The organism is Trinickia caryophylli (genome assembly GCF_034424545.1).
Classification (GTDB): domain Bacteria; phylum Pseudomonadota; class Gammaproteobacteria; order Burkholderiales; family Burkholderiaceae; genus Trinickia; species Trinickia caryophylli.
In genome coordinates this window covers 1,533,773-1,547,051 of the sequence record NZ_CP139970.1, presented here as the reverse complement: position 1 = coordinate 1,547,051, position 13,279 = coordinate 1,533,773, and the positions used below count along the sequence as shown (strand labels likewise).

The window sequence follows — 13,279 nt, the reverse complement described above, 5'->3', positions numbered from 1 at the left end:
CGCAGCCCACACCGCTGCGCAGCAACAAGTCATGCCTGATGACCATAGCGAGTTGGTACCACCCCTTCCCATCCCGAACAGGACCGTGAAACGACTCCACGCCGATGATAGTGCGGATTGCCCGTGTGAAAGTAGGTAATCGTCAGGCTCCCTTCTTCTGAAAACCCCCGCCAGCTCCAAGCTCGCGGGGGTTTTTGCTTTGCGCCGCGCGCTCCCCTTCGAGCGCGCTACGCTGCCTGCCTCAACCCCCTTTCAGAAACCGCTGCGCGAGCTGCACCCAGTAACTCGACCCGATCGGCAGTAGCGCGTCGTTGAAGTCGTAGCTCGCGTTGTGCAGCATGCAAGGACCCGCGCCGTGGCCCGCGTCGCGATGGCCGCCGCTCCCGTTGCCGAGAAATGCGTAGCAGCCGGGTTTCGCCTGCAGCATGAACGAAAAGTCTTCGGCGCCCATGGTCGGCTCAACGGAAGCGTCCACGTTTTCGGCGCCCACCAGCTCGCGCATGACTTCGGCGGCAAATCGCGTTTCCTCGCGGCTGTTGACCGTCGGCGGGTAGTTGCGATGGAACGTGACGACGGCGGTGCATTCGTATGCAGACGCCGTGGCGACTGCGATTTGTTCCATCTTCGATTCGATGAGATCGAGTGTCTCGGTCGTGAAGGTCCTCACCGTTCCCGCGAGCCAAGCGTCGTCAGGGATCACATTGACTGCGTCTCCCGCATGGATCTGAGTGATCGACAGCACCGCCGTATCCAGCGGTTTTTTGCTGCGAGTGATGATGCTTTGAAGTGCGTTGGCGATCTGTACCGTCGCAAAAACCGGGTCGCGGCCGTTATGTGGCATCGCGGCATGCGCGCCGACACCTCGAATATCGATACGAAATTCGTTGCTCGAGGCCATGATCGGCCCTTCGGTCACCCCGAACGTGCCCTCCGGCAGGCCCGGCCAGTTGTGAATCCCAAATACCGCATCGACGGGGAACCGGGTAAAGAGGCCGTCGTCCATCATCGCTCGTGCTCCGGCGCCGCCCTCCTCGGCGGGTTGGAAAATGAAGACGATCGTGCCGTCGAATTCACCATCTCTCGCCAGATATTGTGCGGCGCCGAGCAGCATCGCCGTATGTCCGTCGTGCCCGCATGCATGCATGCGGCCCTCGTTTTGCGAGCGATGCTCGAAGCTGTTGAGTTCCTGAATCGGCAATGCGTCCATATCTGCCCGCAGGCCGATCATGCGCGGACTGCTGCCTCGCTTCAGAACACCGACGACGCCCGTTTTACCGAGCCCGCGATGGACTTCGATGCCCCATTGCTCCAACTGCCGGGCAACGAGTTCGGCAGTGCGGACTTCCTCATAGCGCAGTTCGGGGTGGGCATGAATCGTTCGTCGGAGCGATTGAATTTCGTCTCGTGCGGCCAGTACTTCCGGAATGAGTTTCATGATGCGTTCGGCTAGTAGACGGGATCAATGGAGTGCGAATCGATCAACTCATTCTACGCCCAACGGCCATCTCACCGATTCCGGTGCGGGCTGCGGCGCAAGACGTAATAAAATCGGCTGAGTTCCGATCGCTTCCGCTTTGAACGTCAACGATGAATGCTCCTACTGAGTTTGCCCGTGCCGTCTGCCCACACGACTGCCCCGATACGTGTGCGATGCGCGTGACGGTAGAGAACGGTAAAGCAGTCAAGGTCGCGGGGGACCCCGACCATCCTCCCACGCAGGGCGTGCTCTGCACGAAAGTCACTCGCTACCCCGAGCGGGTCCATCACCCCGACCGCCTGACCGTGCCGATGAAGCGCGTCGGGCGAAAAGGCGAGGGTCGATTCGCGCCAATCAGCTGGGACGAGGCGATATCGATCGCGGCGGAGCGGCTCGGCGAGGTCGTCCACCGGGAGCCGCAAGCGCTCGTTCCCTATAGCTACGCCGGCACAATGGGGCTCGTGCAGAGCGAAAGCGTGGCACAAAGGTTCTTTCACAAGCTCGGGGCATCCCGCCTCGAGCGGACGATCTGCTCCGCAGCCGGCGCGGCCGGCCTGCGCCATACCTATGGCGGCAGCCTCGGCATGCATGTCCAGTTCTTCGAGGAAAGCGAGCTGATCCTGATTTGGGGCGCGAATCCAATTGCCTCCAGCCTGCATTTCTGGACCCGTGCGCAAGAGGCGAAGCGCCGGGGCGCCCGGCTTGTCGCAATCGATCCCTATCGCTCGCTGACGGCGGAAAAGTGTCATCAGCACATCGCGCTGCGCCCGGGTACCGACGCAGCGTTGGCGCTCGGCATGATGCATGTCCTGATTACCGAGGATCTGCTCGACCGGGCCTACATCGATGCGCACACGCTGGGTTTCGAAGCCCTCAAGGCGCGCGCGCTGGCGTACCCGCCGTCTCGGGCGGCAGCGATCTGCGGTATCGACGAGAGCGAAATCGTCGAGCTCGCGCGTCTTTACGGCCGTACGCGCAAAGCGGCTATTCGGCTCAACTATGGCGCGCAACGCGTGCGCGGCGGCGGCAACGCCACGCGGGCCATTGCGTGTCTGCCCTCGCTGACGGGCGCCTGGCGCGACCGAGCGGGGGGATTACTGCTTTCGTCGTCGCATTGGGCACCGGTCGACCAGGCCGCGCTCGAGCGCCCCGACCTGATGCCTGGATGGCCGACATCGCTGCCGCGTGCGGTCAATATGAATGCAATCGGCGATGCGTTGCTGCACCCCGGCGACGAAACGTTCGGTCCGAAGATCGAAGCGTTGATCGTCTACAACTCGAACCCGGTCGCGGTCGCACCCGACTCGGCGCGGGTGGCCGCCGGGTTCGCGCGCGAGGATCTGTTCACCATCGTGCTCGAGCACTTCCGCACCGATACGGCCGATTATGCAGACCTGCTGCTGCCGGCCACCACGCAGCTCGAGCACCTCGACATCCATAAGTCGTATGGCCACACCTACGTGATGCTGAACCGTCCGGCCATCGAGCCAGTGGGCGAGGCCAAGCCCAATACCGAAATATTCCGGAGCATTGCGCGAAAAATGGGCATCGCCGAGCCGGCCATCTATGAAAGCGACGAAACGATTGCCCGTGCGGCCTTGCGCTGGGACGATCCGTCGCTGCGAGGCGCGAACTGGCAAATGCTCGAAGAGCAAGGCTGGATCAAGCTCGACGTGGCCGATGCGCCGTTCGCCGAAGGTGGCTTCCATACACCGAGCGGCAAGTGCGAGTTTTCGAGCGCGCTGCTGGAAAAAGAAGGGCTCGACCCGTTGCCCGACTACCTGCCTCCCCACGAATCTCATGACGGCGCCCCCGAGCTCGCCGCGCGCTATCCACTGGCAATGATTTCGCCACCGGCGCGTCATTTCCTCAACTCAACGTTCGTCAACATCGATAGCCTTCGCGCGTCGGAAGTCGAGCCACATCTGGATATTCATCCGTGCGATGCGGCACCGCGCGGCATCGACGATGGCGATATCGTGCGTGTATACAACGGCAGGGGCGCGATGCAGGCGCGCGCACGCGTGACTGACCGGGCACGCTCGGGCGTCGTCGTCGGGCTGTCGATCTGGTGGAAAAAGCTGGCGCCGGACGGCCGGAATGCCAATGAACTGACGAGTCAGGCACTGACGGACCTTGGGGGCTCCGCAACCTTCTACGATTGCCTTGTGGAGGTCGAGCGCGCGTAAGCCGTGGAGGCGGGCGCGTGCCGGAGTTGGAACTCGATCTCTAATTCGGTTGTTCGAAATGGAGCGACCGGCTAGCATGCATTTTTCGCACGACCATTCGAAAAATATTTGGGGGAGGCGCCGTATGGACAAAATCTGGCTCAAGTCGTATCCGCCAGGCGTTCCAGCTGAGATCGATCCGGCGCGTTATGCGTCGGTGAGCGAGTTGCTGGATGACAGCTTTCGCGAATACCGCGATAAACGTGCATTCGTCTGCATGGGCAAGGCGATCACCTACGGCGAGCTCGATGCGCTATCGCGCAAGTTCGGTGCGTGGCTGCAATCGAAAGGACTTGCTCGCGGCGCCCGCGTCGCGATCATGATGCCGAATATCCTGCAATATCCGGTTGCGATGGCCGCGATCCTGCGAGCCGGCTACGTGGTGGTGAACGTCAACCCGCTTTACACGCCGCGCGAACTCGAGCATCAACTCAAGGACAGCGGTGCGCAAGCGATCGTCTTGCTGGAGAACTTCGCCGCGACCTTGCAGGCCGTGGTGCGAAACACGGCGATCGAACACATCGTCGTGGCATCCATGGGCGACCTCATGGGGCTGAAGGGGCCCATCGTCAACTTCGTCGTCAGGCGCGTGAAGAAGATGGTGCCGGCGTGGACGCTGCCCGGGCACGTCAAGTTCAACGATGCCTTGGCCGCCGGCGCGCAGCGGACGTTCGAGCCGGCGCGGCTGACTGCCGCGGACATCGCCTTCCTGCAATACACGGGCGGTACGACAGGGGTGGCGAAGGGCGCCACGCTCACGCACGGCAATATCGTGGCCAACGTGCTGCAATCGGCCGCATGGCATGAACCGGCGCACACGAAGCGCTCGGACGTCGATCAGATCGTCAACGTGATCGCGCTTCCGCTCTATCACATCTATGCGCTGACGGTTTGCTGCATGCTGACGATCCGCACTGGCGGCCTCGGCGTGCTGATTCCGAACCCGCGCGATATCGCCGGGATGATCAAGCAGTTGCACGGCTACGCGATCAATACGTTTCCGGCGGTCAACACGCTTTATAACGCAATGCTCAACCATCCCGACTTCGGCAAGCTCGATTTCTCGAAACTGCTGGTCGCGAACGCCGGTGGCATGGCCGTGCAAGAAGCGGTGGCAAAGCGCTGGTTCGACCGCACGCACGTGCCGATCGTCGAGGGGTATGGCTTGTCCGAAACGTCACCGTCCGCCGTCTGCAATCCGGTTACCGCCACCGAATACAACGGCACGATCGGCATTCCGTTGCCGTCCACGGAAGTGTCGATCCGCGACGACGACGGCAACCCCGTACCGACGGGCCAGCCCGGCGAGATCTGCATTCGTGGCCCGCAAGTGATGGCCGGCTACTGGAATCGCCCCGACGAAACGGCCAAGGTCATGACGGCGGACGGCTTCTTCAAGTCGGGTGACATCGGCGTGATGGACGAGCGCGGTTTCTTCAAGATCATCGATCGCAAGAAGGACATGATTCTCGTGTCGGGCTTCAATGTTTATCCGAACGAAATCGAGGATGTGGTCGCGAAGCATCCGGGTGTGTTCGAGGTTGCCGCAGTCGGCGTGCCCGATGAGCATTCGGGCGAGGCGGTGAAGCTCGTCATCGTCAAGCGCGATCCCTCGTTGACCGAAGCCGACATCCAGGCGTTTTGCAAGCTGCAGCTCACGGGCTACAAGCGGCCCAAGCTCATCGAGTTTCGAACGGAATTGCCGAAGACCAACGTCGGCAAGATCCTGCGTCGCGAACTGCGCGAGACTCGCGTCGCGTCCCCTGCGAGTTCGCCCGCCACGCCGGTGGCGGTCGAGCGCAACGTCTGAGCGTACCGCCCCGGCGGCGCCCGTCGCCGGGGGCATTCCATTTCGCATCGTCGAAGGCGGACTGGATCGTCTAAAATGGGCGGTTAGCCGTGGACGGTGAGCGGTGCGGCGAATTGCCGGGAGCCTGCGCACGCGCGCTGCTTCCGCCGCATCCGCCGTCGCGCCGGCCGCGCATTGGAGAACGGGATGACGATTGACGAACTGGTCACCGAATTTGACCGAGGATTGCGTTCGATTGCCGGAGTGAGCCGCATGAGCCGGCCGATTCCGGGCGCATCGGCGCAAGACACCGCTGCCACAGACGAAATGACGCCTGCGGAGCGCACGCATGCGGCAGGCCTGATGCGCGTGAATCACGTCGGCGAGATCTGTGCTCAGGCACTCTATCAGGCTCAAAAGCTCGCCAGCCGCTCTCCCTCGGTGAAAGCCGCTTTCGAGCAGGCCGCGCGCGAGGAGGAGGACCACCTCGCATGGACGGCACAACGGCTCAAGGACCTCGATTCGCGTCCGAGCCTGCTGAACCCGCTCTGGTACGCGGGTTCGATCGCGATTGGTCTTGCTGCCGGCCGCTTCGGCGACAAGGCGAGCCTTGGCTTCATGGCGGAAACCGAACGGCAGGTGGAGCGGCATCTCGATGGCCACCTTCAATCTCTGCCGCCGGCCGACGCGCAGTCGCGCGCGATCGTCGAACAGATGCGGGTCGACGAGATGGCGCATGCAAAGGCCGCAACCGACGCCGGCGGTGCGGAATTGCCGTTTCCCATTCGCGCGCTTATGCGCGCGGCGTCGAAAGTGATGACGCGCACTGCCTATTACATCTGACGTCTCCGTGCGGCGCTTGCACGCGCCGCCGCTCTCGACCTCCTCCGCATCCGCACGGCCCCTGCCTTTTGGCCAACGTCCAGTCCCCTTCTGCCCTTCGCTTGTCGCGAGATTCTCAGGTATCACCTTCACAACATGCAGTAGCCCATTCTTTTATAACGTTTTTCTGTTTTAAGGTGTGCGTGAGGAACGGCACGTAAGTCCTTGTTCTATCGAATAAAAAAGCGATCGGCGCCCTTGACCGGTCCACAGCCTTACACTAAAGTGGGAGACAGTGTGAAAAAGTGTTTTTTTGTGGATTGATCGGACCATTTCGGCTCGATTTCGAGTGTGAGCTTGTGGGGCGGGGCGCCCCGAGGGGAAGAGGACGTGTTCCAAGGGGCGTCGGCGCTGACGCTCGATGCGAAGGGCCGGATGTCGGTGCCCGCTCGCTATCGCGAAGCGCTGCAAGGCGAGGCACAAGGACGGGTGACGCTGACGAAGCACCCGGACGGATGCCTTTTGCTGTTTCCTCGCCCGGAGTGGGAAGTCTTTCGCGCCAAGATCGCTGCGTTGCCGATGGATGCGCACTGGTGGCGCCGCATTTTCCTCGGCAATGCGTCGGACATCGACCTCGACAGCGCGGGCCGCATTCTCGTCTCGCCGGAGCTGCGGATGGCCGCAGGTTTGGAAAAGGAAGTGATGCTGCTGGGCATGGGAAGCCATTTCGAGGTCTGGGATGCGCAGACCTATGCGGCCAAGGAGCAGGCGGCAATGGCTCAAGGCATGCCGGAAGCCTTGAAGAATTTCACGTTCTGATCGCGGTTCAAGGATAAGGCGCTGCGATGGGAAACGAACTGCAACACCGGACGGTGTTGCTCGAAGAAGCGGTGAATGCGCTCGTGACGCGTGCGGACGGCCTGTATGTGGACGGCACGTTCGGCCGCGGCGGGCACAGCCGCGCGGTGTTGGCGAAACTCGGGCCGGCCGGCCGCCTGATCGCCTTCGACAAGGATCCGCGAGCGATCGAGACGGCTCGAGCCCTTGGCGATGCGCGGTTCGAGGTCGTCCACGATAGTTTTGCCGCGCTCGCGCCGGCGATGGCTTCGCGTGGCATTGCGAAGCTCTCGGGTGTGTTGCTGGATCTGGGTGTGTCGTCCCCGCAGTTGGACGATCCCGAGCGGGGTTTCAGTTTCCGCGCGGACGGTCCGCTCGACATGAGAATGGACACGACGCGCGGCGAATCGGCGGCCGAATGGCTGGCGCGGGCAACGCAGCAGGAACTGACGGAGGTCATTCGGGATTATGGGGAAGAACGGTTTGCTGTTCAGATTGCAAAGGCGATTGTTGCTCGCCGGGCAGAGTCCGACCGTCTCGGGCCTCTCGACAGCACGGGCGAGCTTGCCCAAATCGTGGCTAACGCCGTCAAGACACGTGAGAAGGGTAAGGACCCGGCAACCCGCACCTTTCAGGCTATACGGATTCACGTCAATCAAGAGCTTGCGGACCTGCAAGTCGTTTTAGAGGCTGCATTGTCGTTGTTGGAGCAAGGGGGGCGGCTGGTGGTCATCAGCTTTCATTCGCTCGAGGATCGGATCGTCAAGCGATTCATGCAGGCGCACGCGAGTGCGCCTGCGGTTGATCGCCGCCTGCCGATTCGCGCAGTCGACCTGCCCAGCCCGCCGCTAAAAATCATTGGCCGTGTATTCGCGAGCGCTGCCGAAATAGAGGCCAATCCGCGCGCCCGTTCGGCGGTCATGCGCGTCGCGGAGCGCATCGCGCCATGAGCCGCCTCAACATCTTTTTGCTGATCCTCGTTCTCGGTTGCGCGTTGTCCGTCGTCAATGCGACGAATCAGCAGCGCCGGCTTTTCGTACAGCTCGAGCGGGCGCAAGCCGAAGACCGCCAACTGCAGCAGGATTACGCGCAGCTCCAGTATGAGCAAAGCGCGCTGTCGAAGACTTCCCGTATCGAGCAACTCGCCACCGACGCCTTGAAGATGCGGCCGATCGTAACCGGCGGCACGCAGTATCTGACGCTCGCGCCGGGGGCGGCCGAGGCGAGGGAAGTCGCCATTCCCACGGCGGCGCCGGTGGCCGCGAGCGCGCCGCGTGTGGCGAAGCCGCGCGCCGCGTCGGGCAATCGTGGAGGCGCGCGATGAAGCCAGGAGTGAAGCGCAAGAGCGTCACGTTCTCGGCGAGCCCCGTGCTCAGCGTGCGCCTGCCGATGTGGCGTTCGAAGCTCGTCGTCTTTTTGCTCTTTCTCGCGTTCGTCGCGCTCGTCTCGCGTGCGTTCTGGATTCAGGGGCCGGGCAACGGCTTCTATCAGAAGCAAGGCGACAGCCGCTACCGGCGCACGCTCGAGCTCGATGCCACGCGCGGCAAGATTCTCGATCGCAACGGGCTCGTGCTCGCCACGAGCCTGCCCGTGCGCGCGATCTGGGCCATTCCCGAATCGGTGCCGGAGGATGTCGACCAGAACAAGCTCGCGGCGCTTGGCACATTGTTGGGCCTGTCGAAGAAAGAAGTGCGCACGAAGCTGTCCGGCGACAAATCGTTCGTCTACCTCAAGCGGCAGGTGCCGCTCGACATCGCCGAGAAGGTCATGGCACTCGGCGTGCCCGGCGTCTATCAGCGCGAAGAGTACAAACGTTTTTACCCGGAAGGCGAAATCACGGCCCACCTCGTCGGTTTCACGAACGTCGAGGACGAGGGGCAGGAGGGCGTCGAGCTCGCCGATCAGAAACTGCTCTCGGGTACGCCCGGCATCCGTCACGTAATCAAGGACCGCCTTGGCCATATCGTCGAAGACGTGGACCAGCAGGTGCCGCCGCGCAACGGCAAGGACGTCGACCTTTCCATCGACAGCAAGATCCAGTACATCGCGTACGCCGATCTGAAAGCGGCCGTCGAGAAATCGAAGGCCAAGGCGGGCGCGGCCGTGGTTATCGACGTGCGCACGGGCGACGTGCTCGCGCTCGTCAACTATCCGACCTACAACCCGAACGACCGCTCGCGGCTCACGGGCGAGCAGTTGCGCAACCGCGTGCTCACCGACGTCTTCGAGCCGGGTTCGATCATGAAGCCTTTCACGGTGGCGCTCGCGCTCGATCTGCATCGCGTGACGCCGAATACGCTTGTCGATACGGGTAATGGCCGCTTCACGCTCGATGGCGCTGCGATCACCGACGACAGCGGTTTCGGCGTGCTGACCGTCAGCGGCGTCATTCAGAAGTCGAGCAACATCGGCGCGACCAAGATTGCCATGACGCTCAAGCCCGAGGAAATGTGGAACATGTATACGAGCATCGGTCTCGGGCAAGCGCCGAAGGTTGGTTTTCCGGGCGCGGTCGCGGGTCGTCTGCGCCCCTGGAAAAGTTGGCGCCGCATCGAGCAGGCCACGATGTCGTATGGTTACGGGCTTTCCGCTTCGCTCTTTCAACTTGCTCGCGCCTACACCGCCATCGCGCACGACGGTCTGCTCATGCCCGTCTCCATTTTCAGGACCGACGCGTCGCAGCCGATCACGGGCACGCAGATCTTCTCGCCCACCACGGCGCGTGAAGTACGCTCGATGCTCGAGTCCGTCGTCACCTCGCAGGGCACGTCTCCCGAGGCAGCCGTGCCCGGTTACCGCGTCGGCGGCAAGAGCGGTACCGCCTACAAGCACTTCGGGCGCGGCTACGACCATTCGAAGTATCGCGCGTCGTTCGTCGGCATGGCGCCGATGCCAAACCCGCGCATCGTCGTTGCGGTGTCGATCGACGAACCGACCGCCGGCTCTCACTTCGGCGGATACGTTTCCGGCCCGGTCTTTTCCTCGATCGTCGGCGACACGCTGCGCACGCTTAATGTGCCGCCCGACATGCCGGTGAAGCAGCTCGTCGTTTCCGACGATACGGCAAAGGCCCCTGGCCGGGCAGTAGCCATTTCGGCCGATGCGCGCAATCAGGCAGGAGTCGTGCGATGAGCGCGGGCCAAGATCTCGCGATCGCCGAGGCGCTGAGCTGGCTGCGCGCGCATGTCGCGGCTGGCGCGCATCTGCACGCCGACACGCGCACGCTCGCATCCGGCGACGTGTTCCTGGCCTACGCCGTGGATGGCGCGGATAACCGGCCGCACATCGATCGCGCGTTCCTGGACGGTGCCGCCGTCGCGCTCTACCAGCCGGAAGGCTTCACGGGGGCAGTCGACGCCGCGCGCATGCACGCGGTGCCCGCGTTGAACGAACTGGCCGGCGGTATTGCGAGCCAATGGTACGGCGCGCCGAGCGAAGCGATGCTCGCGATCGGCGTGACGGGTACGAACGGCAAGACGTCGTGCTCGCAGTGGATCGCAACCGCATTGACGGCGCTCGGACAGCCCTGCGCCGTGATCGGTACGCTCGGCAGCGGCATGCCTGGGCATCTCGTGCACACCGGGTTCACGACGCCCGATGCGCCGCAACTGCAGCGCAGCCTTGCGCAACTGGCGGCGGGCGGAGCGAAGGCCGTGGCGATGGAGGTGTCCTCGCATGCACTGCATCAGGGGCGCGTGAACGGAACGGCTTTCGACATCGCCGTGTTCACGAATCTGACGCAGGACCATCTCGACTATCACCGCACGTTCGAAGCGTACGAAGCTGCCAAGGCGCGGCTTTTCGCGTGGCCGATGTTGCGCGCGGCCGTGATCAACCAGGACGATGCCGCCGGCCGGCGCTTCATTGCAAGCACGCGCGGCGACGTGCGTACGATCGCTTATGGCATTGGCGCCCGCGGCGATGCGTCGGGCGCCCAAGCACGGCTAGTCGCGGACGACGTGCGTGCGACCGCAACGGGCACGGCGTTTCATCTGCTCTCGGATTGGGGCAACGCCGAGGTCGAAGTCGGCACGCTCGGCACCTTCAACGTCAGCAATTTGCTTGCGGTGGCCGGCGCGCTGCTGGCCGCCGACGTCCCGCTCGCCTCGGTGTTGACGCAACTCGCCCGGCTCGAGCCCGTCAACGGGCGCATGCAGCGGCTGGGAGGCCGGCTGGCCAGCGACGAGCCGCTCGTCGTGGTCGATTACGCCCACACGCCCGATGCACTGGAAAAGACGCTCGATGCGCTGCGTCCCATTGCGGAGGCCCGCCACGGCAAGCTCGTATGCATGTTCGGCTGCGGCGGCGACCGCGACGCCACGAAGCGCCCGCTCATGGGTGCCATCGCCGAGCGGCTTGCGGATCTCGTCGTCGTGACGAGCGACAATCCGCGCAGCGAAAACCCCCAATCGATCATCGACCAGATCTTCGCCGGCATGACGCAGCCCGCTCGGGCGCGCGCCATCGAAGACCGCGCAAACGCGATCTTGCAGACAGTGCGCGGGGCGTCGCGCGAGGACGTAGTCGTGCTTGCCGGCAAGGGGCACGAAGCGACACAGGAAATCATGGGCAAGAAGCGCGTTTTCTCCGACCAGGACCATGCACGCCTTGCGCTGGCGTCGCGGGCTACTCACCAGCGCGGGGGCGGCGAATGACGATGCTCTCGCTTGCGCAAGCCGCTTCGCTGATAGCCGGTGCCGTCGTGCACGGCGATGGCGAGATCGCGTTCGAGCGTATCAGCACCGATAGCCGGACGGCGGGACCGGGCGATCTCTTCGTCGCCCTGAGGGGCGAGCGGTTCGACGCACACGACTTTTTAACCGACGTCGCCGCGCGCGGCGTGGCTGGTGTGCTCGTTTCACGGCTCGCGTCGCCGCTCGCCGTGCCCGCCATCGTCTGTGCCGATACGCGCGCCGGGATCGGCGCGCTCGCGCAGGGATGGCGCCGCCGCTTCTCGTTGCCGCTCGTGGCGGTCACTGGCAGCAACGGCAAAACGACGGTGAAGGAAATGATCGCTTCGATCTTCGCTGCCGCTTGCGGCGAGGACGCGCGGCTCGCCACCGCCGGCAATTTCAACAACGACGTCGGCTTGCCGCTTACGTTGCTGCGTCTGAACGCGGCGCATCGGCTCGCCGTCGTGGAACTCGGCATGAACCATCCCGGCGAGACGGCCGTGCTCGCCCGGCTGGCCGAGCCGACGATCGCAGTCGTCAACAACGCGCAGCGCGAACACCAGGAATTCATGGAGACAGTCGAGGCCGTCGCGCTCGAGCATGCCAGCGTGATTCATGCGCTCGGGCCGCACGGTATCGCCGTGTTTCCGTCGGACGATCCGTATGCCGGTATCTGGCGCGTGGCCGCGACGGGCAACCGCATCCTCGATTTCGCGCTGGTTGCTCCGAGCGCCAGTGCCACATCGCGCGCCGCGGTCACCGGCGAATTCTCGGGCAACCGTTTGCGCGTGAGTACGCCGGAGGGTTCGTTCGAAGCGGCGCTCGCGGTGCTCGGCGAGCATAACGCCCGCAACGCGCTTGCTGCGACCGCTGCCGCGCTCGGCGCGAATGTGCCGCTCGAGGCCATTCGCCGCGGACTCGAGGCGTTCGTGCCGGTCAAGGGGCGGCTGCAGGCGAAGCGGGCTGTGGCGGGCCCCCTTGCCGGCGCCACCGTCATCGACGACACCTACAACGCCAATCCGGATTCGATGCGCGCCGCCATCGATGTGCTGGCGGCCATGCCGCAGCCGCGCGTGCTCGTCATCGGAGACATGGGCGAGGTGGGCGATCACGGGGCGGACTTTCATCGCGAGATCGGTGCCTACGCGCGCGAACGCGGCATCGATGCGCTCTACGCGATCGGCGATGCCGCGCGCGACGCCTGCGTGGCGTTCCGCGCGGATGCCGCGCGTGCCGGCGCTGGCGCGCAGCAGGGGCTCGATACGGGCGCCCATCATTTCGCCGACGCCCAGGCACTCGTCGCACAACTGCTGCAAGCCGGCTTTGGCAGCGCGGCGACGCTGCTCGTGAAGGGCTCGCGCTTCATGCGCATGGAGCGCGTGGTCGACGCGCTGACTCAACCGCAACCTCAAGCGTCGGGCACAGCGCCCGGCGCGCATTGAAAGAGAAGGAC

General features: G+C 64.1%; 10 protein-coding genes and 1 rRNA gene. 10 read left to right on the top strand and 1 reads right to left on the bottom strand.

Translation table 11 applies throughout. From position 1 onward, the window contains the following. Nucleotides 1–34 precede the first annotated feature (34 nt). Nucleotides 35–148, top strand: a 5S ribosomal RNA gene (gene rrf, locus U0034_RS07020). Nucleotides 149–241: 93 nt separating this feature from the next. On the opposite strand, the gene U0034_RS07015 is transcribed toward rrf, so the two are convergent. After that, entirely contained in the window at nucleotides 242–1,435 is a 1,194-nt protein-coding gene (locus tag U0034_RS07015; RefSeq protein ID WP_085223065.1) for a M20 aminoacylase family protein, read from the bottom strand. 152 nt (nucleotides 1,436–1,587) lie between these two features. Between U0034_RS07015 and U0034_RS07010 the strand changes: the two genes are divergently transcribed. From U0034_RS07010 to U0034_RS06970, 9 genes are all read left to right on the top strand, one after another. Beyond that, a complete protein-coding gene (locus tag U0034_RS07010) occupies nucleotides 1,588–3,666 on the top strand; it encodes a molybdopterin-containing oxidoreductase family protein (protein ID WP_085223067.1) in 2,079 nt (692 codons plus the stop codon). 124 nt (nucleotides 3,667–3,790) lie between these two features. Next, nucleotides 3,791–5,515 carry a long-chain fatty acid--CoA ligase gene (locus tag U0034_RS07005; protein ID WP_085223069.1) on the top strand — a complete coding sequence of 575 codons (1,725 nt, stop codon included), beginning with the start codon at nucleotides 3,791–3,793 and terminating at the stop codon, nucleotides 5,513–5,515. A 186-nt stretch (nucleotides 5,516–5,701) separates the two neighbouring features. Further along, nucleotides 5,702–6,337, top strand: a complete 636-nt coding sequence (gene coq7 / locus U0034_RS07000) for a 2-polyprenyl-3-methyl-6-methoxy-1,4-benzoquinone monooxygenase (protein ID WP_085223071.1) — start codon at nucleotides 5,702–5,704, stop codon at nucleotides 6,335–6,337. Between the two features lie 369 nt (nucleotides 6,338–6,706). After that, nucleotides 6,707–7,135 (top strand): division/cell wall cluster transcriptional repressor MraZ, encoded by a 429-nt coding sequence (mraZ, locus tag U0034_RS06995; RefSeq protein ID WP_085224332.1) that lies wholly within the window; start codon nucleotides 6,707–6,709, stop codon nucleotides 7,133–7,135. A 26-nt stretch (nucleotides 7,136–7,161) separates the two neighbouring features. Then, entirely contained in the window at nucleotides 7,162–8,103 is a 942-nt protein-coding gene (gene rsmH, locus U0034_RS06990; RefSeq protein ID WP_085223073.1) for a 16S rRNA (cytosine(1402)-N(4))-methyltransferase RsmH, read from the top strand. Next, nucleotides 8,100–8,477, top strand: a complete 378-nt coding sequence (gene ftsL, locus U0034_RS06985) for a cell division protein FtsL (RefSeq protein ID WP_085223075.1) — start codon at nucleotides 8,100–8,102, stop codon at nucleotides 8,475–8,477. Before rsmH ends, ftsL begins: the two co-directional genes overlap by 4 nt. Continuing rightward, nucleotides 8,474–10,285, top strand: a complete 1,812-nt coding sequence (locus tag U0034_RS06980; RefSeq protein WP_085223077.1) for a peptidoglycan D,D-transpeptidase FtsI family protein — start codon at nucleotides 8,474–8,476, stop codon at nucleotides 10,283–10,285. Before ftsL ends, U0034_RS06980 begins: the two co-directional genes overlap by 4 nt. Then, a complete protein-coding gene (locus U0034_RS06975) occupies nucleotides 10,282–11,808 on the top strand; it encodes a UDP-N-acetylmuramoyl-L-alanyl-D-glutamate--2,6-diaminopimelate ligase (protein WP_085223079.1) in 1,527 nt (508 codons plus the stop codon). Before U0034_RS06980 ends, U0034_RS06975 begins: the two co-directional genes overlap by 4 nt. After that, the gene (locus tag U0034_RS06970; protein WP_085223081.1) at nucleotides 11,805–13,268 is read left to right on the top strand and encodes a UDP-N-acetylmuramoyl-tripeptide--D-alanyl-D-alanine ligase; all 1,464 of its coding nucleotides are present in this window, start codon (nucleotides 11,805–11,807) and stop codon (nucleotides 13,266–13,268) included. Before U0034_RS06975 ends, U0034_RS06970 begins: the two co-directional genes overlap by 4 nt. Nucleotides 13,269–13,279 lie beyond the last annotated feature (11 nt).